The following is a 25017-nucleotide window of genomic DNA, read 5'->3' on the forward strand; positions in this document are numbered from 1 at the left end:
TTGTTGCTATTGAAATAACTTATAATTCTTCTCTACTAATTAAAATATAGTTAGGAGGGCCAGAGGTGTTTATTGCGACCTTCACCTTTGGTTATTTATATAGTTATATTTTCTAAGATTTTTATTTTATCTTTTGTGACAATGATTGCATCAATACAAAAAGCGCAATCTAGTTCGTTTTTCTGAATATAGTATTCGACACTTCTTTTTATTTTTGATAGTTTTTGTTTTGTTAGATTTAATATGGCTGTTTCATAATCATTTGCTGATTTTACTTCGAAGAAATGATAAACATTTTTTAAGTTTGCTATGATGTCTATTTCACCCAATTTTTTAGCATAAAAGTTTGTTTCAACTATTTCAAAACCTTTATTTTTTAAAAAGAGAACAGCTTTTCTTTCAGCTTCATCTCCTTTTGATTTACTCATTTTCAACCACCGCCAACAAAGTTTAAAAGCTCTATTATATCATTTTCTTTTGGTTGAAATTTATTCCAATTGTCTTTTTTTACAATATCCATATTAACAGCACAAGCCATAACTTTATCTGTAATTTGTAAATTATCTATAATTTCTTGAATTGTTAAATTATCTATAAACTCTTTTGTTTGACCATTTATAATAAGTTTCATAAACTAATACCTCTTTAAATATTTTAAAAGCTCAGATTATACAAAGAGTTGGCTTATTTTCAGATGTATAAATAAAAATTACATAATTATGTAACTATAAAGTAATCAAGAATGTAATATAATATTGCAACAGTCAAAAAAGGAGACTTTATGGAAAAAAAGACAAAAATTTTAGCAACTTTAGGACCAGCTAGTAATAGTTTAGAAATGATTGAAAAGTTAATAGATGCTGGTGCAAATATGTTTAGATTAAATTTCTCTCATGGAAGTCATGAATATCACTTAGAAACTTTAAATAATATTAGACAAGCTATGAAAAATAAGAAAAAATCGGTTGGTATTTTACAAGATATTTCAGGACCAAAAGTTAGGGTGGGGGATTTAAAAGAGCCATTTTTATTAGAAAAAGATGATATTGTAATTTTTGAAAAAGATGAAATAGTAGGATATAAAAAATCTGACAAGGAATATGTTGTAAGTATAAATTATCCAGATATTTTAGGGAAAATAAAAGTTAATGAATATATATATCTTTATGATGGAACTATACGAGCTAGAGTAATTGAAACAAAACCAAAAGTAAAAGCACAAATTGAAAATAATGGAACATTATCAAGTAGAAAAGGTGTTAATTTCCCAAATACAGTTATTGATATTGAAGTTATTACAAAAAAAGATGAACTCGATATCGCTTGGGGAGTTGAAAATAAAGTTGATTATTTTGCTATTTCATTTGTTCAAAATGCAAAAGATATGATAACAGCAAGAAGACTTTTAGGTGATTATAAAGGTAAACTTATAGCAAAAATAGAAAAATTTGATGCAGTTTCAAATATAGATGAAATTATCGATGCAAGTGATGGATTGATGGTTGCACGTGGAGATTTGGGAATAGAAGTTCCTTATTATGATGTTCCAACTATTCAAAAAATGCTTATCAAAAAAGCAAATGCAAGAGGAATCCCTGTAATAACTGCAACTCAAATGCTTTTATCAATGACACAAAATGAAAGAGCAACAAGAGCAGAAATCTCAGATGTTGCAAATGCTGTTTTAGATGGAAGTGATATTGTAATGTTAAGTGAAGAGAGTGCTGTTGGAGAAAATCCTGAAAATGTAGTTGAAACTATGCATAATATTATTGCACAAACAGAGAAAATTTATAATCATGATAAGAGATATAATTTCTCATATTTAGATGAATTTGATGTAATACAAGCAACAGTTACAAAATTAGCAGATGATTTAGGAGCAGATGGAATTTTATCACTTACAAGTAGTGGAAGTTCAACTAGAAAAATGTCAAGATATAGACCAAAAACTCCTATATATACATTTACACATGATAAAGCTACTTTAAATTCTTTAACTGCACTTTGGGGTGTTGAACCTGTAGGAACTTTAAAAGAAGCACAAGCATCTAAAATGATACAAAAAATGTTAAGAATGCTTGAGAAAAAAGAGGTTTTAAATAAACAAGGACTTTATATTGCAACTGTTGGTTATCCAGTTGGAATTCCAGGCAGTACGAACACAATTAAAATTTTAACTTCTGGTGAAATAGAGTATTATATGAACTTTAAAGAAAATAGAGAAAAAGCAAAACAAGAGAAGAAAGCTACAAACTCTAAAGAAGAAGAATAAAAGAAGAGAGTTTTAAAACTCTCTTTTTACTTTATAAAATATCCCTCATCTGTATTATTGAAAATAAGTTCTTTTGGAAATTTTTTTCTAAGTCGTTTTATTAAACTTCTAATAGCATCTAAACTTGTAGGTTCATCATCATAAATAAAGTTTTCTATAAGATTATAATCGACAGTTTTACCACGATTATTTATAAGTAATAACAAAAGATTTTTTTCATTCTTTGTAAGTTTTATTTCCTTATTTTTACACAATAATTTTTTTAATTTCTTATCAAATAAAATATCTTCATCAAATTTGAATATATCACTATCTTTTCTAAATTTTGTAAGTTTAAATAGTAATTCTTGTATATTAAATGGTTTTTTAATATAGTCATCACAGCCTTTTGAATAAGCATCTTTAATTGTAGAAATATCTATGTTTGCACTCATTATTAACACAATTGATTCTGGATTTATCTTTTTTATATTTTCTAAAAGTAAAATACCATTTAAGTTTGGTACAAAAATATCCAATATAAAAAGGTCATAAGCATTTTTAATGTTGTTTAATGCCTCTTTCCCATCATAAAAAGAGTCCACATCAAAATCTTCTGTTTCTAACATATCTTTGATGGACTCATTTAAAGCAAAATCGTCTTCAAGTAAAAATATTTTCATAAAAATCCCCTATATTTAAAATGAAATTAAGATAATATATATCTAAATGTATTTATTGAGTCTTGACTTTCAACTTCAATTTTGAAGTTATATTTTTTACAAATATCACTTACAATTGCAAGTCCTAAGCCATGACCACCAGTATTTTTGTCCTCTCTTTTATATCTTTTAAAAATTCCTTTTGGATTGTGTATTTTTTGTCCATTAGAGTGGAATTCTAAAATATTATCTTTTAAAATAATATTTATTGTAGATCCAATATATGAGTATTTTATAGCATTTGATATATTGTTATCAACCAGTCTATTTAACTCTATTTTGCCCATTTTTAAGAAATAATTATTTTGGATATCGAGTTTTATAATCCTATTTTGAGTATGTGCAATAGTATCAAAATATTTTACACGGTTCTCTAAAGCTCTTTTTAGATTTATATCTATGATTTCATATTCAATTTTATCTTTTGTATGTAAAAATGTCATATCTTCATAAGAATTTTCTAAAGTTCTTATTGCTCCTTCAATTTTATTTGTAAATTTATCACTTCCAAATAATTTTTCTCTTAGTTGAGTATTTATACTTATTATTGAAAGGGGAGTTCTTATTTCATGTATTGAGTGGGCAATAAATTTATCTTTATAGTTTAATAAAAGTTCTATAGTTCTTAATCTGTAAATTAAGAAAATTGTCAAAGCTCCTATAATAAAAATAATACTAGATAAAAGTCGTATATTTAAAATATCTTCATGGTAAGCATTTTCATTAAAAGTTATATAAAATATTAACTTTACTTTATCAAATATAGGACTATCTTGTATAGAATAAATAATATGAAAATAATCATTTTCTATTTTTTCATCATAGGATTGATAATTGAAGTTTTGCAGGACATTGAGTACTTTCTGTGCTTTTTGAAATCTCATTTCTATATCATCAATTCTATTTTTAGTAGATTTGATATCTTTAAATGTAAAATTACCAATATAATTATCAAAAGATATAAAAGATTCATAACTGTGAATATCTTTATTATCATTTAAAAAATTTTGAAGTTCTTTTAACTCTTCTTCAAATTCGTTATAACTAAAAGATAATTGTAAAATTTTATTTGAATTTGGTATTTTAGTATTTATATAACTTGCAAATTTTTGTAGTTCAGATACATATTCAGGTACTGAAACACTTGTAATAATATTCGCATAATCTTTTTTTTCATAACTTAAATCTTGGCATATATCAATAAAAATTGAACTATCTTCAATTATAAGATTTTCATTTAAAATATATAGATTAAATGGATTGCTTTCATACTCTTTATTAAGTTCATTATAAATAGTATCCAAACTAAATCCACTTTTTAAAAGCTCTACTGCAAGAGAGTTTTTTTCTAAAATTTTATCTTTGACTAAAGAGTATTTATACAATATTTTTGTGAGTAAAACACTACTTTTTTCTTTTATTTGATAAAAAACAACTTCTTGATTTTTTGATTTATTAAGACTTATATTCTTATATAATAAAATATATACAAAAATTGTAAATATTAAAAGAATAAAAATATTAATAAATAAAATTGTTGATGATTTTGGTAATTTTATATCCAATTCTTCTCCTAAAAAAGAGATTTTAGACAAAAAATACTTAAAAATACTAAAATTTATAAAAATTATTTTTTTGCCATACCTTTGACATTTTAGTTTTGTATAATTCTTTTAGCCAATAGGTTAATAAAAACAACACAAGGAAATATTATGAATAATTCCAAAGTTTTAAATAGTGTTTTTGTAGTAGAAATAATATCATCTAAGGGGCTTGAGTTAGGGACTTCTCTATATTCTTATATAGATGAAGAGTTTGAAGAGGATGATGATCAAAATTGGATCAAACTATAAGTATAATTTTTATTAATTTATAAGGCTAACCTTATTCTATATTCATTTAATTAATATTGAAGCTAAAAGTTTCACCTTTTAGCTTTAATATCTGTATTTAAAAATTATCAATGACTTTTCTTTTTTCTAATATTTTAGTTTCTTTTATTTTTTCTTGATAATCTTGAGATATCTTTTCTAATTCAGTAAATAATGGTTTGTATTGCTCTTTTAATTCCAGTTTTACTTCATTGAGTGAAGATATAATCTCTTGTTTGAAATCATCTTTATTTAAATATTCATCAGCACTGATAACAATAGCATCTGTACCAAACCAAGCTATTGTACCAAATGCAATTCCACAAAGTGGTGCAGCTATCCCGCAAGTAATACCACCACTAGCAGCTGTTGTACTTGCTGCCAGTTTTGTAGCTGTTTTTCCAGCAGATTTCAAAGCAAGTTTTGCTGATATTTTTGAACTAATAGAAATTGCTAATTTTGTGGCTATTGCAGTTGTTAAAATAGTAGCTTTCATATCTAAAAGGTTTGCTTCTAGATTTTCTTTGATATTTAACTTTAAATTTTCTAAGCTACTTTTATTTAGTTCTAAATCTACATTTTTAGTTACTATAATTTCAATATCTTGTAAATGTCTTTGAATTTTTAAATATGAATTATTTACTATTTCTTGAGATAATTTATTTATGGTTTTATCAAAATCTTTACCTAAAAGTTTTTCATTTATAACTTTATTCATATCTCCAAAAGTAAAAGCAAAAAGTTCAGTATATTCACCTATTACACTATAATGAAAATCTAAATATTTATCTACATTATTATTGATTAGTTCATCAAATGTTTTATCAATATTTTCAGTTATGATTTTATCTATATCCTGTTTTGTCATTTCAAGATTTTGTAAAATATCATTATGGTATTTTTCTATATTTTGTTTTAAAGTATCTGTTAAAACTTCTTGAAATTTCTCTGTTATAGGAGTTTTTGAGATATTCTTTTCTTGATTTATTTCTTGCTTTATTAAAGCAATAGATATCAAAATTACACTAAGAAAGATGAAAATTATGATTGTATTCCAAAAATATTTCAGCATTTTACTCCTTTATATTTTTGCTAAAACTTATAGTTTGCACAAAAAAGCGGTTTATTCCTATGATTGATAAAGCGTTTATAAATATAAATAAAATCCAGATAATAGTTTTTAAATAAGTGGATTCAACTATTTGTGAACTATATTTTGTGAAATACCAAAAATATGTATCAATTTCTACCTTTATTCTTAAAATATAGTCTAAATATTGACAATTTGAAGATAAAGAATTGGTAGCAAGATTTAGACTATCTTCTAAATTACTACTAATATAACTTGGTTCATAACTGTTTAAAATATAGAAAATAAATAATATAAAAAGTAATAAAGATGATATTTTAATAGTTATCTCTTTTGTAAAAATATCTAAATGCTCTTCATGAATAATATTTTTAAATAAAAGTAAAAGTTTATTGTATAAAAAAAATACAAAAGTTATAAAAACTGCTAATGCCAAGTAAAAATACCATTTAAAAGATAAAACACTATAAATTATAGAAATTGTATAAATAGTAGATAAAAAAATATAAAAAATAAAACTTAAATAAGGGCTTGTTACTAGTTTTGCTAAAAAGCTTTCTTCTTTAAAATAGCAATTCTTAAAGCAAGTTTTTTCTCTCATTCGTTTTTGGAAAAAACTATATGTTAAAAATATAGTAATAAAAGTAGGGACTAATAAAAAGTAACAATCATAAGAGTAAAAAAGATTTATAAGTAATAAAATAGAGATTGGAAAAAATATAGAAAAAATAAGTTGTTTGAAAAGAGAAAGTGTTTTCACTTTATCTTTTCAACTGCTTTTTGAAGTCTTATAAATCCTTCATCAATTTCTGATTTTGATATAGTTAAAGCTGGTAAAAATCTCAAAGTATTATTTCCAGATTTAAGTACCATAACCCCACAATCAAATGCAGTTTTGATTAGATTTGCTAAGGTATCAGCATCTTTTACTCTTAATCCTCTCATAAGACCTAGTCCAACATGAGCTAAGAAAATATCTTTGTTTCGTTCGTAAAGTTCATCTAATTTTTTTATGAAGTATATAATAGTTTCATCTAGTTTTCCACTATCTTTTAACTTTTCTAATATATCTAAAACTTCCAAACCTGTTGCAGTTACAAGATAGTTTCCTCCAAAAGTAGAACCATGATCACCATAAGTAAAGATGTCTTTATGTGTTGTTAAAATTGCACCTATTGGAACACCACCACCAAGACCTTTTGCTAAAGTGATAATATCAGGCTCTATTTCATATAAATTTGAAGCAACAAATTCACCAGTTCTATAAACACCTGTTTGAACTTCATCAACTATCAGTAAAATATCATTTTCTTTTAAAAATTTAGCTAACTCTTGAATTTTATCTTTTGGAAACGGCAAAATACCACCTTCTCCTTGAACAAGTTCTATCATAACGGCAACAGTTTCATCATCTATTGCATTATAAACATCATCTATTGCATTAAAAGAAAATCCATCTGGATAAGGTGCAAATTTACTTTGTTGAAATGCACTTTGCCCTGTTGCTTTTACAGTTGTTATAGTTCTTCCGTGAAAAGAGTTCTCTAACGTTATGATTTTATATCTTTTATTTTCAAATTTTGTTTCACCATAAGCTCTAGCTATTTTTATTGCACCTTCATTTGCTTCTGCACCACTATTTGCAAAAAAAGTTCTTACATCATAACCACTTAACTCTTTAACTCTTTTAGCTAAAAGTGCTTGTGGTTCTATTGCGTAAATATTTGAAGTGTGTATTAAATTTGAAGCTTGTTCAAAAATTCTTTGTGCTACTTGTTTATTTCCATGTCCTACGCTTGTTACTCCAATTCCTGAAGTAAAATCTATATAATCTTTGTCATCTTTATCAAATAAAGTTGCATTTATACCTTTTTTGAAATGCACATAATTTCGTGCATAAGTATGAAGTACATACTCTTTATCCAATTTCTCTAATTCATTCATTTTATTTCCTATAAAATTTTTGCAAATTATAGCTATAAATGGTTAAATCTTTACTCTTTTTCTTCATTTATAGCTGTTGAATAGTATCTATTCAAATCAAATAATCCATACTCTAATGGATTTGATTTTTTGAACTCATTACTAAACCAATCAAAATGTTTCCAAAAATCTGGATTTGCTCTATTTATTGCATAATTTTTAATTGCTTGTGTTTGTTCTATTTTATGGTCATAGTTTTTTATTGTGTCAAAAAAATCTTTTAAATCACCCTCTTTTAAAACTACAAAAATACTAGGATACGAACTTACAAATCCTTGAATAAAATCTATATCATCTTTTTTAGGATTTAGTCTTGATTCTTCATCAAACATAAGTGCAACATTGTCATGCCATCTATTTATAACCATTGAATAGATAAGATTTTCACCATTGTCTAAAATAATTCTAATCAAAATAACATTTGCATCTCTATCTGTAAAATATTTAGTTATGGCTACACTACTTGGCATAGCAAGAGATTTTAAAGCTTTTTCAACATCTTCTTTTGTACTATAAGAATCTTCCAAAGGTGTTGGTGTGTACCATTTCTCTATAAAGTTTATTTTATCCCTTTTTGTTTTTGTATAATCAAGAACCATATTTGCAAATTCATATTTGTAATCATTTGAATAAAAATTGATACCTGTTTCATTATTTGATGGTTTATAAACAGTTAAATATTGTGCTAACCAACCAATATACCAACTATGAAAATAATCAATTCTTGATTTTTGTGGTAAAAATTCTAAGAAATTACTTTCTCCTTCAACCCTTAACCTATCCATATGTGTTCGTACTAATAATTGATGAGCTGTATTTCCAAATACATCAAATCCAGCAACAAGTGAGTAATAAATTCTCTCTAAAAGTGGAAAATCAATAACCCATAAAGTTTTTGGAACACCACCCATTGCACCATATTGAAGCGATGCTGAATCAAAATGTCTATAAACAGTTAAAATAGAATCATTATGTTGTTTGTTATCACTTTGTCTAATGTACTCTAATTTCATTCCATCTGGATAATACTTTTTATAAATATTTGCTCTATCTTCTTGATATTTTTTTGTCTCTTTTTCATGACCTAAATTTTTAAATGTTTGATAAAGACTTGGATCTTCTCCCAATTGATTTGGTACCTTTAGATATTCAAAATTGTTCTTTAAAAAATCTTTATCTCTTACACTTAAATCATATTTTGGGTCTAAAAACATAACCCAAAAATGGTCTTGAATAACATTTAGTGCAACTTGACCTTTACAAACGGGACCTTTTATAAATGTATTTACAAAAAAGTATATATCTTTTAGTAAAAATTCATATCTACTTTTTGCTGGAATTTGTTCAAAAACTTCTAAAGCATTTGGTGCAATCTGGATATGATAAGATGGCATATAAGGAGCTTTTACCCAAATTGGTTTGATGAAAATATCATTATAAAAGTTTAGCTTTTCATCATCAATTTTGTAAACCATATGAGTTTTATGTACTATTGTTCCTTCAACTTTTTGCAATCTATAATAAAATGGCTCTTTTATTTCATCATAAGGGAATCTTGTAGCTATTATTTTGGGTTCTTTTCCACTTGGAGTGCTTGATCTAATAAGTTCAAAAAAGTTTCCACTATTTTCATCAAAATATATATGTGCTAAAAATAGATGTTCATAAATATATCTTGCTGTTACTTGATATTTTATTTCACTATTATTTAAAAAATCTTCAAATTTTTTTATTTGAGTTTTTTCAAAATCTGTTGGTAAATCTTTTTTTGTATCATCAATTGCCCCATTATCAAGCCAAGTCATAAGAAGATTGTATTCATCTTTTGATAAAGCTGGAAAGCCATAAGGCATAGCTTTGTGTGGATTTTCATCTAAAAAATCTTCTAACTCTTCTTGGTCTTTTACACAACTCAATTTATCTGTTTCAGGTGAATATACACCTATATTTACTGGATTTCTATCTTTTTCAAAAAGGTATTGCATCATAATAGAAGCATTTATATCTTCCATTTTTTCAGTCACAGAAGAAAAACCTTTATTTCTCCAATCTTTTGTACTCAAAGCATCTACAAAAAGTCTAGTAGGATTTACGGCTTTCATTCTTGTAGCATAAACTGCATCTTTTGAAGCTCCCCTATCAATTCCATCAAACGAACCAAGATTTAATTGGCAAGGTGAGTTATAACAAGAGTGGCAAGATACACATCTTGCATCTAAAATAGGTTTGATATCTTTTGAAAAAGATATATCTTTTTCTATTTTTTCAAATTCAACTGGGTCTAAAGGTTTTGAAGAACAGCCAAAAAATAGAAAAGATAGTATTACTATGAGAAATATTTGTAGTTTCATTTGTTCCCTTACATAAATTTAAATATATTATATTCAAAGTTTATTTTTAAAGTGCTTTTTGCTAAAATCCTAAACTAAAATAAAAGGAAAAAAATGCAACATCTTATTAGAACTTCTGATTTTACAAAAGAGGAAATTTTAGATATTTTTAGCGATGCAAGAGAGTTTTTAGAGTTTAAACCTTGTGATATTTTAAAAGGCAAAATAATTGTAACTTTGTTTTTTGAAAACTCTACACGAACAAGAAGCTCTTTTGAAATAGCAGCAAAAAGATTGGGAGCTGAAGTTGTAAATTTGGACGTTGGAACATCTTCTACTAAAAAAGGTGAAACAATGTACGATACAGTTGCAAATATAAATGCTATGAAACCAGATGCCATCATCATAAGACATAGCGAATGTGGATTACCTGAAAGTTTAATTGGTTATGTTGATTGTCCTATTATAAATGCAGGAGATGGAAGACACTCTCATCCAACACAAGCACTACTTGATTTATTTACTATTTATGAATATTTTGAAGGTAAAACAGAAGGTAAGAAAATAGCTATTGTTGGAGATGTTAGAAACTCAAGAGTTGCTGGAAGTAATAGAAGACTTCTTCCTAGATTTGGAATAGATGTAAATTTAGTTGCTCCTGATTGTTTTAAATATGAAGGTGATGAATTTAAACAATTTAGTACAATTGCTGAAGTTATAGATGATATAGATATTGTTATGAGTCTCAGAAGCCAGTTAGAAAGACATAATATTACATATTTTGAGTCTCTTCAAGAGTATGCAAGAGATTTTTGTATTACAAATGAACTAATGGAAAGAAAAGAGTTTTTATTACTTCATCCAGGACCAGTTAATAGAAATATAGATATTACAGATGAAGTTTTAAAACATGAAAGATGTAAAGTTTTAGAACAAGTTACAAATGGTGTTGCTATAAGAGCAGCAATTTTAAAGAAACTAATTTTAAAAATTAAGTGAATAAACAAAATATAAAAGAAAAATTAAATAAATTTGGCAGAGGAAAAGAGCCATTTTTATTTATCATCTCTTATGATTTTTCTAAAGTTTATATAGAAAAATTAAATACTTTGTCTAGCTTTATAAAATATGAGGTAAATTCTAAAAAATTTCTTCACAAATCACAAAAAATTGATTTAAAAAAATTCCCTTTAACTTTTGAAGATTATAAAAAAAAGTTTGATTTTATACAAAATGAAATAAAAGCTGGTAACAGCTATCTTTTAAATCTCACATCCAAAACAAAAATCGAAACTCCTTTTAGTTTAGATGAGATATATGAAAACATAAATAGCAATTTTAAATTAAGAGTTGATACAAAAGAAGATAATTTTGTATGTTTTAGCCCAGAAAAATTTATCCAAATAAAAAATAATCAAATTTTTACATATCCTATGAAAGGAACAATAAAAGCAGATATTCAAAATGCACAAAAGATAATTTTAGAAAATCAAAAAGAACTAGCAGAGCATACTATGGTTATCGATTTACTAAGAAATGATTTGGGAATAGTTGGAAAAAATATAAAGGTTGATGATTTTAGATATGTTGAAAAAGTAAATGCAGGAGAGCAAGAACTATATCAAGTTAGTTCAAAAATCAGTGCTAATTTAGAAAAAAATTGGTATGAAAATTTGGGTGAAATTATAGTTTCCCTTTTACCAGCAGGAAGTATAACTGGAACTCCAAAGAAAAAAACAGTTGAAATTTTAAAAAATATAGAAGATTATGAAAGAGATTTTTATACAGGGATTTTTGGAATATTTGATGGAGAAAATTTCGATAGTTATGTTTTGATAAGATTTATAGAAGAAAAAAATGGCGAATTATTTTATAAAAGTGGTGGTGGTATAACTTGTGATAGCAAGGTAGAATATGAATATCAAGAGCTAATTGATAAGATATATTTGCCATTTTAAAGGAAAAAGATGTTTTTTGAAACAATAAAATGTGAAGATTTTGAAGTCTTTAATTTGGACTATCACAATAAAAGAGTTGCAAATACAATAGGATTAAATATAAATTTACAAGAGTATATAAATCCAATTTCGCCTGAACTTTTAAGATGTAAGGTTATCTATGATGAAAATGGAATTTTAGATGTACAATATTTTCCATATAAAAAAAGAGAAATAAAGAGTTTTAAAATAGTTGTTGATGATAGTATTGATTACTCAAAAAAATATTTGAATAGAACAAAATTAGATGAATTATATAAAAAAAGAGATACTTGTGATGAGGTGATAATAGTAAAAAATGGTATTGTTACAGATACAACTATTGCAAATATTGCTGTATTTTATGAAGATTTTTGGATAAGTTCTAAAAATTGTTTATTAAACGGAACTACAAGAGCTAGATTAATTCAAGAAAAAAAAATATTTGAAAAAGATATCACTTTGGATATGTTAAAAAATAGTTCAAAAATAGCACTTTTTAATGCAATGATAGATTTTGATGAAATCAAAGATTTTAATATAGAGTATTAAAAATAAATATTATTTATTTACTTACTATAAAAAAATCTCAAACTATCCATTCTCCATAAGTACCAAAAAACCACACTTATAAAAGAAATTTCAAAATTTGTAAAAAATGATGTCCGTTTTTTGATATATTTTTACTCTTATATATTATAAAAGCAATTATTATAGTTGCTTTATAAAATTATTAGGAGAAAATATGACAATACTTAAAAAAAGTATATTAAGTCCAGTTGTTGCTTTGATTATTTGCTCAAATGTTTATGCAGATAATATAAGCTATTCATTAGATAAATCATCTTTAAAAGATGCTATTGAAAAAATATCTAAAAAAGCAAATATTCCATATATTGCTAATAGTTCTATTTTTGAAGGAAAAACAGCAAATGCTATCAAAGATATAAAAGGAACAAAAAACGCTTTAGATAAAGTATTAGAAAATAGTGGTTTAGAAGCTATTATGGAAGATGGAGCAATAATCATAAAACCATTATCTTCTGTAAAAGTGATTAACGGTACTTATATCTTAGATGATGTTTCTGTAAATACTGGTAGAAATGGAAGTGCTGAAGCTGGATACTTAACTGAAAATATAACTGGTGTTGGACTATGGGGAAAAAGAAGCTTACAAGATACACCGTACTCAATGAATATAATTGCAGAAGATTTAATTGAAAATGTACAAGCTAACAGTATGGCACAAATTTTTAAAATGAACCCTTTAACTCAAGATGGTGGTGATAGACCAACAGGTAATTATGTTACTGTTATTAGAGGATTTAATTCAAATAATGCAGTTGTAAATGGTATGCCATTAGCAGATTTTTATAGTTTTACAACTATGGAAGATTTAGAAAGAGTTGAAACAATTAGTGGAGCAACTGGGTTTTTATATGGTGGAGGAAGAGTCGGTGGAGCAGTAAATTATGTAACTAAAAAACCAACTTTAGAAGATAAAAGAAGTATAAGTCTAGGAAACTATGGTGGAGAACAGTATTATGGACATTTAGATTTAAGTGGACAAATAGATGATAAAAATATTTTTGGATATAGAATAAATGCTTTATATCAAGATGGAGATAGTGTAAATAATATTGGAAAAGAGCAAAAATTTGTAAGTTTATCTTTTGATTATAAACCAACTGATAATTTTACTATGGATTTAAACTATGCACATAGAAAATTAGAAAGAACAAATCAAAAGCTTTCAATTAGTCTTAGTGATAAAGACTCTATTCGACCTATTATAGATACAAGTAAAAACTATTCACCAGATTGGAATAAGACAACAGAAACAAATGATAGATTTATGCCAAGTATAAAATGGGATATAAATGATATTTTTACTTTTAGAAGCTCTTTTATTTATGAAAAATCAGATAGTAAAACAAAGGGTGATACATTGGCTTATATAAGAGCAGATGGTTTATATGATATTGAAAATACAAAATATTCAAATCAACCAGATGAATTTGAGAATTATGCAGGAAATATATATTTAGATAGTAAATTTGAAACTTTAGGAATAAATCATCTTTTAACAGTAGGTTATTCAGAAAATTATTATAAATATTCAATAGCCAGAAATTGGTTTGAATATGAAGATTTTTATGGAATACCATTAAATGAAATAAAAAATTTGCCTATACCAAATGCTATAATAGACAATAGTGAAATTATACCTAGTGCAAAAACACAATATAAAAATATTTTAATAGGTGATGATATAGTTTTTAATGATAAATGGAGTGCTTTAGTTGGATTTAATTATGCTACTGTAATTCAAACAAATTATAGTGATGGTGAAGAAAGTTCAAAATATGATAAATCAGAATTTACTCCAACTTTATCACTTATGTATAAACCATTTGATTATTTAACAACATATGTGACTTATATAGAAAGTTTAGAACAAGGTATTATTGTAGGAACTCAATTTAGTAATGCCAATGAAGTCTTACCACCATTAGTTAGCAAACAATATGAAGTTGGACTAAAATATAATTTATTAGATGATAAATTATTATTAACAAGTGCATTGTTTAGAATCGAAAAAGCAAATCAATATTCTGATAATGCAATTCCAAAACCAAAATATGTTCAAGATGGAGAACAAATTCATCAAGGAGTTGAACTAACATTGACTGGAAAAGTTACTGATAATTTAACTTTATTTGGTGGAGGAACTTTTATGGATATAGAAGTAGAAAAATCAAATGATAAAACTCTTGAAGGTAAAAAACCAACAAATGCAGCATCTAAAATGGCAAAACTTTATGCAGAGTATAATTTACCATTTATAAGTGGTTTAACAGTAACTGGTGGAGCATACTATACTGGTAAAAAGTATGTAGATAGATTAAATACAGATATTATGCCATCATACACACTTTACGATGCTGGTTTAAGATATAAAACTAAATTAGACAAATATCCTACAACATTTTTAGTAAACGTATCTAACCTAACTGGAAAAGATTATTGGGCTAGTAATTTTTACTTAGGTGACCCTAGAAGTGTCGCAGTTTCTATGAAAATGGAGTTTTAAAAATAAAGAGAGCTTTTTACTCTCTTTGTACTTTTAAGCATGGGTTTCAAAGTATTTATTTAATTTTGAGATTAAAATTTCGACAAAAAAAAATATACTTTCCTTTTATACTTTGGAACTCATACTTAAGGGTATAAATAAAATCTTACAAAATGTAATATTATTTATGCAATTTTTCTTTTTATGATAGAATTTTAGAATTGATATCATAAGGATAAAAAATGGAAGAATTAATCATAACTGAAAATGGTATAAAAAATAAGATTTATAATATCAGAGGTTTACAAGTTATGCTTGATAGGGATTTAGGAGAACTTTACGGAGTAAAAGCCATTAGACTAAGGGAACAAGTCAAAAGAAATATAGATAGATTTCCATCTGATTTTATGTTTCAACTCAACGAAAATGAAGTAAATTTCATGGTATCGCAAAATGCGATACCTTCAAAACAACATCTTGGAGGAACTTTACCTTTTGTATTTACAGAACAGGGTGTTTCTATGTTAGCAACAGTTTTAAAAAGTGATATAGCAATACAAATGAGCATAAAAATTATAAGAATTTTTGTAAATATGAGAAATTTTTTGCAAAATAATGCTTCAATTTTCTCAAGAATAGAAACCATAGAAAAAAGACAAATTTCTTATGAACTAAAAAATGATTCAAAAGTAGATTTTATCTTAAATGCTTTAGAAGATAAAAACTCGAAACCATCAGAAGGTATATTTTATGATGGACAAATATATGATTCATACAGTTTTATAAATGATTTATTAAAACTAGCACAAAAAGAAGTTATTTTAATAGATAGCTATATAGATGATACAGTTTTTACTTTGTTTTCAAAATATCCAAATATAAACTTTACTATCTATACAAACAATATTTCAAAACAACTAAATTTAGATTTTGAAAAATACTCTAAACAATATAAAAATATAACATTAAAAACTTTTAAAAATTCACATGATAGATTTTTAATACTTGATAAAAAAGAGATATATCATTTGGGAGCTAGTTTAAAAGATTTGGGTAAAAAATGGTTTGCTTTTTCTAAAATGAGTTTAGATATAGATGATATTTTAAGTAAGTTAAAAGAACCAAATTTTAATAGATAAATAACTCTATAATTGTATATCCACTATAAACTAAATCTCTATATGAGTCATCTTAAAAACAGTTTGATTTTCTGTATTTTTTAAAAAAGAGCTTTAACTCTTCTTTAAAAAGCAAGTAAGAAGTACGATTTTTACTCCGTTTACTCTTCCTTCGATTTGTTCAGGATTTGAAGTAAGTGAGATATTTCTAACAGCTGTTCCTCTTTTTGCAGTAAATCCAGCACCTTTTACTTCTAAATCTTTGATGATTGTAACTGTATCACCAGCTTGTAAAACTACACCATTTGAGTCTTTATGTACGATATTTTCATCAAAACTTTCTAAACCTTTATTTGCCCATTCTAAAGTTTCATCATCTAAATAAATCATATCCAAAAGCTCTTGATTGTCAAGTTTTTTAAGCATTCTATATGATAAAACTTGTACAGCTGGAACTGTGCTCCACATAGATTCGCTCAAACAGTACCAATGATTTGGATCTAGTTCACAAGTTTGTTCAAATTGATTTTTACAAGTGCAACATAAAAGTACACTATCATCAACAGTTGAATTGCTAGGAGCTACTTCATAAATACTTAAATCATCTTGACTTTTACAAAGTTCACAAGAGGAGTTGCTTCTAGCTGATAAATCTTCAAAAATACCCATAATTTTTCCTAATAATTAAATATCTGAAATTATAGCAAAATAGACTTTTATTGATTTAAATCATAAATTTTATGAATAATTTTTATTAATATAAGATTTTATTTTAAGGATTAAAATGAACTTCTTTTTTAAACAATTTAAAAAAATAAATTCAGAAAATTTTGATAAATCAAATCTATTTTGGTCTTGGATTGGCTCATTTTTAGGAATATTAGCTATTTCATATTTTCATACAGATTTTTTAGATGATACAGATTTAACTTTAGTTGTAGGTTCTTTTGGAGCAAGTGCAGTTTTAGTTTATGGAGCAGTAAATTCGCCTTTGGCACAACCAAGAAATCTAATAGGCGGACACATAGTATCAGCAATAGTTGGAGTTATAGCCTATAAATTATTTTATTCAAATATCCTTTTGGCTTCTGCAATTGCTGTTTCTACATCAATATTTTTGATGCAATTAACTTTAACTTTACATCCTCCAGGTGGAGCAACAGCACTAATTGCTGTAATAGGAAGTGAACAAATACATGAATTAGGATTTTTATATGTAATTGTTCCAATTTTTAGTGGAGCTATGATTTTATTTCTGATTGCATTTATAGTAAATAATATCCCTAAAAATAGAGCTTATCCAGAATCATTTAAAAATTATCTAAAAAAGCACTATCAAAGATATAAAAGAAAAAGTTTAAAGAGAAAAAGAGAGATTTAAATTTATATTAAAATAACTTTTACTCTATTTAAGCTTTTTATATTTGCAAAATCATCTATAATTTTTGCAAGTTCTAAAACATCTATATTTCTCATTCTTATACAACCAGCACTTTCATTTGTTCCCAATGTTTTTTCATTTAAAGTACCGTGAATTCTATAAGTAGTTTTTCCATCAACTTCATGAGTAAGGTTCAATTTTGCAGCACCCATATAGTTGTATTTGTGGTGTGCTGGAACAACATTTGGTAATATAATTCCTTTTTTAGCAAAGCTTTTTTTTGTATCTTCTGTTGGATACCAAACTGGATTTAATGAAATTTGAGATATTTTTCCAATACCTAAAGGCTTTTTAATATCATTTTTTCCAGTTGATACAATATAAGTTTTTAGTTTTTTTTCTACATTTCCACTTTTTGCAAAAATGTCCATAATATTTGTTTTTGAATTTACTTTTATGATAATCTCTTCATAAGAATCTAAAGAGATTTTATTTGTATTTTTTTGTATAGGCTTTTTTTCATAAGATATTTTTATCTCTTGCTTATTTTTGATTTGATTGTCAAATTCATCCATACTTATATGAAGTAATTTATCTTCATCTTCTGGTGAAATATTACTTTCTTCATTCATATTGCCATAATCTACTTCATTGTTTTTTGTATCAATATTTGTTTGTTGATTTTCAAACTTTTCTTCTTTATTATTCTCTTCTTCATCGCTGTATGGTAAAAATCCAATAATCTCTAAATTATCAGGAATAGCTGAAACCAATGGAATAATAGATTTTTGATTTATTGGTTTTGTTGTTTCTATATCTTGAGTGTTATTTATAGTTGTTTCTTCAATATTTTCTTTTTTTTCTATTTTGTAAGTTTTTTGTACTGGTTTTATAGTTTCATCCATATCTATAAATAGTTTTCTTTTATCTATTTGATTTACGATATTTTTATTTATTTCTTTTATATATGGTTTTTGGTCGAGTACATATTTTGAAGCATGTTTTAGAGTAACTTTTGCTATTTCTTTATCATCATAAATATTTAGATTTGTAAAATATCTGTTTTGTTCTTTTACTATGAAAACTTCGCCTCTCATATTGTCATAGATTCTTTTTTTACATACTAAAGCATTTTCCAAAGTTGAAGTTGCACAAACGGCAATTGTATATTTTTCTTGTGCAAATAAAATTGATGTAAATAAGAAAAATATAGTGAAAAATTTATTCATAATAAAAAGCCCTTTTAAAATTTCTGCTATTTTACTAAATTTTGATAAAATGTAGGTTATTTTAAAACATTTAAGGAATAAATTATGTTTAAAGAAGAAGATTTTATAGAACTAAATTCAAGATTTCGTACAAATTGTAAGCCTTTTTCAAGGATAATCACACTTTTTAGTGTTCCAGCAGCTTTATTTGCAGTTGTAATACTTTGTTATTTGGGAGCTTTACCTTTAAAAGTTGAAATTCATAGTGTTATTTTAATAGGGCTTATATTTGTAATTTATCTATTTTTTATAAGACACAATGCTTATTATGTTTCTTGCAAGTTTAAAACTTTATATGCTGACCTTCAATTTGCACTTCAAGAATATATAAATAATAATTTACTTAGTATTGGTGAAACTTCAAAAGCAAATGGAAGTGTTGATGACTTTTTACAAGATTATACAAGTAATCTAAGAAATAACAATTTTTCAAGTATTGCCAGTGGTATTTTCCCAACTTTAGGGATTTTAGGAACATTTATATCTATTGCTATTTCTATGCCTGATTTTACTTCAACAAATACTTTTGCTCTTGATGGAGAGATAACAAAACTTTTAAGTGGTGTTGCAACAGCATTTTATGTTTCTATTTATGGGATATTTTTATCTATTTGGTGGATATTTTTTGAAAAATTTGGAATGAGTAGATTTGACCATGATAGATTTGTCATAAAAGAAAGCACTAAAAATTTCTTTTGGACAAAAATAGATATTGAATCAATTCATATAAAAAGCAATATTGACAATTTCTCAAGTATGAGCGATATTTTCAAACAATTAACTTCTAGCGATATTTTAGAAAGTATTAATAGCTCTATTAAGAAACGATATGAAGCAGTTGAAGAGATTTTACAAAAAGAGTATATTTTATCTTTAAGAATTGATGAAAATATCACAAATTGTGAAAAACTAGCTAGAACTGTTGAAAGTTTAGGACAACAAATAGATACTCAAAATAATATTTTTCTAGAAACTTCAAAAAGTTTAAATAAAAATATTGTTGAATTAAATACTCATATGAACAATTTAAGTAGTGAAAACTTAAAAGCAATATATTCAAATATTGTAAAAAGTATTGAAACTATGAAAGGTGATATGGAAAAAATAGAGTGGAAGTTTGAAGAGGGATTAAAAGAGTCTTTAAGACAAATAGATGTTCAAACTTCAAATATAGTAAAAGATTTGAGTATCTTTAAAGATTTATCAAAGTAGTAAATTATGTATAAAAAAGATGACAAAAACAAGAGCCAAGAAGAGAACTTTTGGATATCTTATGCCGATTTGATGGCTGGTTTGCTTTTTGTATTTATTTTAGTTATTGCTTCAATTGTAATCAAATATATTTATACTCAACATAGTTTAGAAGATAGTGAAGATGCTAAATCAAAACTATTTTATGAGTTAGCAAAAGCAAAAAATCTGTATGAAGAAAGCCTTGCAAAAATTGATGATGCAAATAAAAGAATAATTTTAAGTTCAAATGAGATAGAAAAATTAAAAGCTCTTTTACTTGAATATGAACTAACTATAAAAGATGAAAAAAGTACAAATGAGAGTTTGAATTTGGCTTTAGGTGATAGTACAAATCAGATAAATTTAAAAGATGAAGAGTTAAAACTACTTGCTGATAAGCTTTTAGTTCAAACACAAATTCATCAAAAAATGGTTGAAGAGTTTGATATTGCAAAACTAAAAATAAAAACTCTAACTGGAATAAAACTAAATGTTATAGCAAAACTAAAAGAGAAACTTGGTAACTCTATAAATGTAGATGAAAAAAGTGGAGCTATAAAATTTTCTTCTAATATTTTGTTTGACCAAAATTCTTATATTTTAAAAGAAGAGTCAAAAAAAGAGTTAAGTTCTGTTTTGAAGAACTATCTTTCTGTATTATTTGAAGATAAAGATATATCAAAATATATAGAAAATATTACTATTGAAGGGCATACAAATAGTGATGGAACATATTTATCAAATCTTTTACTATCTCAACAAAGAGCGATGAGTGTTATGCAGTTTTTATATGAATCAAATATTGTAGATAAAAAACTTTTAAGCACTTTTGTAAACTCTAGTGGAAGAAGTTCTGCTGATTTGATACTAGATAAAAAAGGTATTGAAGATAAAGATGCTTCAAGAAGAATAGAGATTAAATTTACTATTAAAAATGAAGAAGCTATAAAAGAGATACAAAATTATTTGGATAAACAAAATGAAAATAGAGAATAAAAAATCTTTGTATGAACCCACAAATCTTCAAGAGTTATCAAAACAGATAAAGGAAAAAGTAGTACAAAAACAGCTAAATATCTTTCAAAAGATATTTAGGTTTTTGTTTAAAAAGAAGAGTTGAATTATTTTAAAAACTCTTCTATATTTTTTGCAACCATTTGAACAAGTCTAGTTCTAGCTTCGATACTTGCCCAACCAATATGTGGAGTTAAAACTAATCTCTCTTTATTTTTTACTTTTAAAAGCGGATTTGACTCTTCTATTGGTTCTTTTGAAACAACATCAATTCCACAATAAATTTCTTTTTCATCTATAATTTTTGCCAAATCAGATTCATTTATGATTCCACCACGACCTAGATTTAGTAAAATTGCACCATCTTTTAAATTTTTCATATTGTCATAATTTAAAAGGTTTGCTGTTTGGTCATTTAATGGAGCATGAATAGAGATAATATCACTTGTTTTTAGAAGTTCATCTAAGCTTACACTTTTGTATTCACTATTGCTATTTTTCCCACTTGTTGAGTAATATACAACTTCACAATCAAATGCAACAGCTTTTTTGGCAAAATTTCTTCCTATTTCGCCAAGACCTATAATCCCAACTCTTTTTTTATCTAGTTCAAAAAAAGGCTTATCAATATGAGTAAATAGTTCATTTTTTTGCCAATTCCCAACATCTACATAATTTTTATAGTAGTTTAATTTTGTCACAAAATGAAATATCATAGAAAAACCTACTTGTACAACACTAGAAGTTGAATATCCTGCAACATTTTTTACAACAATATTTTTTTGTTTTGCATACTCTAAATCTACATTGTTCATACCAGTTGCAGTTATACAAATAAGTTTTATATTTGAGTTATCTATTTCATTTTTTCCAACATAAACTTTATTTGTAAGTACAATATCGGCATTTTTTATTCTTTCTTTTGTTTCATTTTCTTTTGTTAAGTCGTAAGAAGTAATATTACCAAATTGTGAGAAAATTGATACATCTATATCAAATCCTAAACTTGCTCTATCTAAAATTACTATATTCATATTTTATCCTTATATTAAATATTAAAAATTTCATTGTATCATAAAAAATTGTAGAATATTTAAAAATATTTAGATACTAAAAAGTGAATTTGGAAATCAAAAATAGATTACTTTTGTTACAAAAAGTAACTCTACCTAACAAATTTGAAAATTCTTTTGCAAAAATTGTCCATTTTTTTCATTTAAATCGTCTTACTATATAGAGAAACAAATTCTCAAAATTAATACAAAGGATTAGAAGATGAAAAATAGAGTTTTCATGTCAGTTGTAACATCATTGATGTTAAGTGGAACAATGTTAAATGCAAAAGAGATAAGTTTGCAAGAAGCAGTAGAGAATATAGTAAAGAAATATAATGTAACATATATTTCAAAATCAAAAGATTTGAAGAATAAAATAGTAGATTCAGAAAAGTTAGGTTTCGGGGGGGGGGGACGGTATTAAGTAATCTAAATAGTGTATTAGAAGAACATAATCTCAAAGCTATCGAAGAAGATAGTGTAATATATATAATAGAAAAACCAAAATATCAAAACTTTGGTAATACTACTGTTTTAGATGAAATATCTGTTTCTGGAACAAATTATAAAAATGGTTCTGCTGAAAGTGGATACTTAGTAGAAGAAACAAAGGGAGTAGGTATTTGGAATGATAGAAAACTACAAGATACTCCATACTCAATGACTGTAATCTCAAAAGATCTAATCGAAAATGTACAAGCAAAAGATATGAACCAGATTTTTAAAATGAACTCAACTACTCAAGAAGGAACAAAGGCTCAGTATGCTAGAGGAGATAGTTCATATCCTAATATGAGAGGGTTTACTGTATATAATCCTATAATAAATGGTATTTCATATACTGATAGAATAACAAGTATTCCAATGATGCAAGATATAGAAAGAGTAGAAATTATCAGTGGAGCAACTGGATTCTTATATGGTGGAGGAAGAGTTGGTGGAGCAGTTAATTATATAACTAAAAAACCAACAACAAAAGATTTAAGAAATATTACTATTGGAAGTTATGGAAATGAATCATACTATACTCACTTAGATTTGGGTGGACAATTTGATGAAGATAATACTTTTGGATATAGAGTAAATGCTTTATATCAAAATGGAGAGTTACCTGATGCATCTACAAAAGAACAAAAAGCAATAAGCTTGGTTTTTGATTGGAAACCAACTGATAATTTTTATACAGATATAAAATATTCTCATAAAGATAGTTTAACTAAAGGTGGAAATACACAGTTTATTGCATGGATACCAAATTTAGATAGAGCTAGTATAAAAAAGAATAAAAGCTATAGCCCAGATTGGCTAGAAAATGAAATAAAATCAGATAAAATAGAAAATAGTATGAGATTGGATATAAATGATATTTTTACTTTAAGAACAAATCTATTTTATGAAAAAATGAAAGGTAGAGGAGATTATGCTGAATTATTTGTACAAAATGGTAATGCAATTGGATATAAAAATGGAAGTTATCAGTCGTTTTTAGCTAAAAATGATTGGAATCATACAAAAAATTATGGAGCAAATATCTATTTTGATTCGAAATTCGATACAGGGAATGTTAGCCATACTTTAACAGCTGGTTATTCTTTAAGTTCTAGAAAATATTATCAATCCCCTGATAGTTGGGCTTATTATGATTTATTAAATGATATGAACTTAAATGACTTAAAAAACTTTGCAGAACCTGATATATCTCTTTGGAGTAATGAAATAGGAACGCAGCCAAGAAAAATTAATTCAAAAACTCAATATAAAAATATATTAGTCGGTGATGATATAGTTTTTAATGATCAATGGAGTGCTTTGGTTGGAGTAAATTATGCAACTATTATAAATACAAGCTATATACAAAGCTCAAAAAAATATGATGTATCTAAATTAACTCCCACTTTATCTTTAATCTACAAGCCACTTGAAAATCTTACAACTTATGCAACTTATATAGAAAGCCTTGAACAAGGAACTATTGTTGGAAGTAATTATGCCAATGAAAATGAGATTTTAGATCCATATAAAAGCAAACAATATGAAGTTGGTTTAAAATATAGTATGTTAGATGATAAAGCACTTTTAACTGCTTCACTATTTAGAATAGAAAAAGTAAATTCTTATGATGATGAAAGTACCGTATCAACTTTAGGAAAACCAACATTAACACAAAATGGAGAACAAATACATCAAGGACTTGAACTTGGACTTACTGGTAAGGTTACGGATAATCTTACACTTATGGGTGGTGTAACTTTTATGGATTTAAGTATAGAAAAAGCGACTAATCCAGATTTAGAAGGTAAAAAACCAATAGATGCTGCTACAAAAATGGTAAAACTATTTGCAGAGTATAATATTCCATATATAAATGGTTTATCTATAAATGCTGGAGCATATTATACAGGTAAACAATATGTAGATGAATCAAATACAGATATTCTACCATCTTATACTCTATATGATGCAGGTTTAAGATATAAAACAAAATTAGGAAGCTATCCGACAACTTTTAACTTAACTACACAAAATTTAGCAGATAAAGTTTATTGGGTAAATAGAACAACTTTAGGTGACCCAAGAGCTGTTGCATTTTCTATGAAAATGGAGTTTTAATAATATTTAAAAATAAAGAGAGTTTTTACTCTCTTTGTG

23 protein-coding genes are annotated in these 25017 nt (G+C 25.8%); 12 read left to right on the forward strand and 11 right to left on the reverse strand.

All coding sequences use genetic code 11. The annotated features are described in order from the left end of the window. Positions 1-95: 95 nt before the first annotated feature. Together ACNSOS_RS08390 and thiS are read right to left on the reverse strand one after the other, a co-directional pair. Complete coding sequence (locus ACNSOS_RS08390; RefSeq protein ID WP_418184942.1) at positions 96-428, reverse strand: YraN family protein; 333 nt, start codon at positions 426-428, stop codon at positions 96-98. A 2-nt stretch (positions 429-430) separates the two neighbouring features. Continuing rightward, complete coding sequence (gene thiS, locus ACNSOS_RS08395) at positions 431-631, reverse strand: sulfur carrier protein ThiS (protein WP_113892473.1); 201 nt, start codon at positions 629-631, stop codon at positions 431-433. A 150-nt stretch (positions 632-781) separates the two neighbouring features. On the opposite strand from thiS, the gene pyk reads away from it, so the two are divergent. Continuing rightward, entirely contained in the window at positions 782-2275 is a 1494-nt protein-coding gene (gene pyk / locus ACNSOS_RS08400; RefSeq protein WP_418184943.1) for a pyruvate kinase, read from the forward strand. A 26-nt stretch (positions 2276-2301) separates the two neighbouring features. On the opposite strand, the gene ACNSOS_RS08405 is transcribed toward pyk, so the two are convergent. After that, positions 2302-2937 carry a response regulator transcription factor gene (locus tag ACNSOS_RS08405; RefSeq protein WP_418184944.1) on the reverse strand — a complete coding sequence of 212 codons (636 nt, stop codon included), beginning with the start codon at positions 2935-2937 and terminating at the stop codon, positions 2302-2304. Between the two features lie 26 nt (positions 2938-2963). Beyond that, positions 2964-4541 (reverse strand): sensor histidine kinase, encoded by a 1578-nt coding sequence (locus ACNSOS_RS08410; RefSeq protein ID WP_418184945.1) that lies wholly within the window; start codon positions 4539-4541, stop codon positions 2964-2966. A gap of 147 nt (positions 4542-4688) precedes the next feature. Between ACNSOS_RS08410 and ACNSOS_RS08415 the strand changes: the two genes are divergently transcribed. Then, on the forward strand, positions 4689-4829 hold the full coding sequence (locus ACNSOS_RS08415; RefSeq protein ID WP_222718363.1) for a hypothetical protein: 141 nt from the start codon (positions 4689-4691) through the stop codon (positions 4827-4829). 97 nt (positions 4830-4926) lie between these two features. On the opposite strand, the gene ACNSOS_RS08420 is transcribed toward ACNSOS_RS08415, so the two are convergent. The 4 genes from ACNSOS_RS08420 to ACNSOS_RS08435 all read right to left on the reverse strand — a co-directional run bounded on the left by ACNSOS_RS08420 (position 4927) and on the right by ACNSOS_RS08435 (position 10271). Next, positions 4927-5919, reverse strand: coding sequence for a hypothetical protein (locus ACNSOS_RS08420; protein ID WP_418184946.1), 993 nt, complete (start codon positions 5917-5919; stop codon positions 4927-4929). A gap of 1 nt (position 5920) precedes the next feature. Then, on the reverse strand, positions 5921-6373 hold the full coding sequence (locus tag ACNSOS_RS08425; protein ID WP_418184947.1) for a hypothetical protein: 453 nt from the start codon (positions 6371-6373) through the stop codon (positions 5921-5923). A 320-nt stretch (positions 6374-6693) separates the two neighbouring features. Then, complete coding sequence (locus ACNSOS_RS08430) at positions 6694-7881, reverse strand: aspartate aminotransferase family protein (protein ID WP_418184948.1); 1188 nt, start codon at positions 7879-7881, stop codon at positions 6694-6696. Positions 7882-7931: 50 nt separating this feature from the next. Then, on the reverse strand, positions 7932-10271 hold the full coding sequence (locus ACNSOS_RS08435; RefSeq protein WP_418184949.1) for a fatty acid cis/trans isomerase: 2340 nt from the start codon (positions 10269-10271) through the stop codon (positions 7932-7934). A 93-nt stretch (positions 10272-10364) separates the two neighbouring features. On the opposite strand from ACNSOS_RS08435, the gene ACNSOS_RS08440 reads away from it, so the two are divergent. The 5 genes from ACNSOS_RS08440 (at position 10365) to ACNSOS_RS08460 (ending at position 16438) form a co-directional block, all read left to right on the forward strand. After that, positions 10365-11249, forward strand: coding sequence for an aspartate carbamoyltransferase catalytic subunit (locus tag ACNSOS_RS08440; protein ID WP_113892488.1), 885 nt, complete (start codon positions 10365-10367; stop codon positions 11247-11249). Continuing rightward, positions 11246-12208, forward strand: coding sequence for an aminodeoxychorismate synthase component I (locus ACNSOS_RS08445; protein WP_418184950.1), 963 nt, complete (start codon positions 11246-11248; stop codon positions 12206-12208). Before ACNSOS_RS08440 ends, ACNSOS_RS08445 begins: the two co-directional genes overlap by 4 nt. A 9-nt stretch (positions 12209-12217) precedes the next feature. After that, positions 12218-12778, forward strand: coding sequence for an aminotransferase class IV family protein (locus tag ACNSOS_RS08450; RefSeq protein WP_418184951.1), 561 nt, complete (start codon positions 12218-12220; stop codon positions 12776-12778). Positions 12779-12971: 193 nt separating this feature from the next. Further along, positions 12972-15320, forward strand: a complete 2349-nt coding sequence (locus ACNSOS_RS08455) for a TonB-dependent siderophore receptor (protein ID WP_418184952.1) — start codon at positions 12972-12974, stop codon at positions 15318-15320. Between the two features lie 221 nt (positions 15321-15541). Beyond that, positions 15542-16438: an ORF6N domain-containing protein gene (locus tag ACNSOS_RS08460; RefSeq protein WP_418184953.1), complete on the forward strand. Its 897-nt coding sequence runs from the start codon at positions 15542-15544 to the stop codon at positions 16436-16438. 93 nt (positions 16439-16531) lie between these two features. Here the strand turns inward: ACNSOS_RS08460 and ACNSOS_RS08465 are convergent, their stop codons facing one another. Beyond that, on the reverse strand, positions 16532-17086 hold the full coding sequence (locus ACNSOS_RS08465) for a PhnA domain-containing protein (RefSeq protein WP_113894225.1): 555 nt from the start codon (positions 17084-17086) through the stop codon (positions 16532-16534). 115 nt (positions 17087-17201) lie between these two features. Here ACNSOS_RS08465 and ACNSOS_RS08470 point away from each other — a divergent pair, with 115 nt between their 5' ends. Then, positions 17202-17798: an HPP family protein gene (locus tag ACNSOS_RS08470; protein WP_418184954.1), complete on the forward strand. Its 597-nt coding sequence runs from the start codon at positions 17202-17204 to the stop codon at positions 17796-17798. A 2-nt stretch (positions 17799-17800) separates the two neighbouring features. On the opposite strand, the gene ACNSOS_RS08475 is transcribed toward ACNSOS_RS08470, so the two are convergent. Next, positions 17801-19027: a L,D-transpeptidase gene (locus ACNSOS_RS08475; protein WP_418184955.1), complete on the reverse strand. Its 1227-nt coding sequence runs from the start codon at positions 19025-19027 to the stop codon at positions 17801-17803. Between the two features lie 84 nt (positions 19028-19111). Between ACNSOS_RS08475 and ACNSOS_RS08480 the strand changes: the two genes are divergently transcribed. After that, positions 19112-20278: a MotA/TolQ/ExbB proton channel family protein gene (locus ACNSOS_RS08480; RefSeq protein WP_418184956.1), complete on the forward strand. Its 1167-nt coding sequence runs from the start codon at positions 19112-19114 to the stop codon at positions 20276-20278. A 6-nt stretch (positions 20279-20284) separates the two neighbouring features. After that, positions 20285-21295, forward strand: a complete 1011-nt coding sequence (locus tag ACNSOS_RS08485) for an OmpA family protein (protein WP_418184957.1) — start codon at positions 20285-20287, stop codon at positions 21293-21295. Between the two features lie 125 nt (positions 21296-21420). Here the strand turns inward: ACNSOS_RS08485 and ACNSOS_RS08490 are convergent, their stop codons facing one another. Continuing rightward, positions 21421-22347 (reverse strand): D-2-hydroxyacid dehydrogenase, encoded by a 927-nt coding sequence (locus ACNSOS_RS08490; protein WP_418184958.1) that lies wholly within the window; start codon positions 22345-22347, stop codon positions 21421-21423. A 241-nt stretch (positions 22348-22588) separates the two neighbouring features. On the opposite strand from ACNSOS_RS08490, the gene ACNSOS_RS08495 reads away from it, so the two are divergent. Next, positions 22589-22792, forward strand: coding sequence for a hypothetical protein (locus ACNSOS_RS08495; protein ID WP_418184959.1), 204 nt, complete (start codon positions 22589-22591; stop codon positions 22790-22792). 236 nt (positions 22793-23028) lie between these two features. After that, positions 23029-24978: a TonB-dependent receptor gene (locus tag ACNSOS_RS08500; RefSeq protein WP_418184960.1), complete on the forward strand. Its 1950-nt coding sequence runs from the start codon at positions 23029-23031 to the stop codon at positions 24976-24978. Positions 24979-25017: the final 39 nt, after the last annotated feature.

It is taken from the genome of Aliarcobacter vitoriensis, assembly GCF_048320235.1.
In the GTDB taxonomy this organism is placed as follows: Bacteria; Campylobacterota; Campylobacteria; order Campylobacterales; family Arcobacteraceae; genus Aliarcobacter; species Aliarcobacter vitoriensis.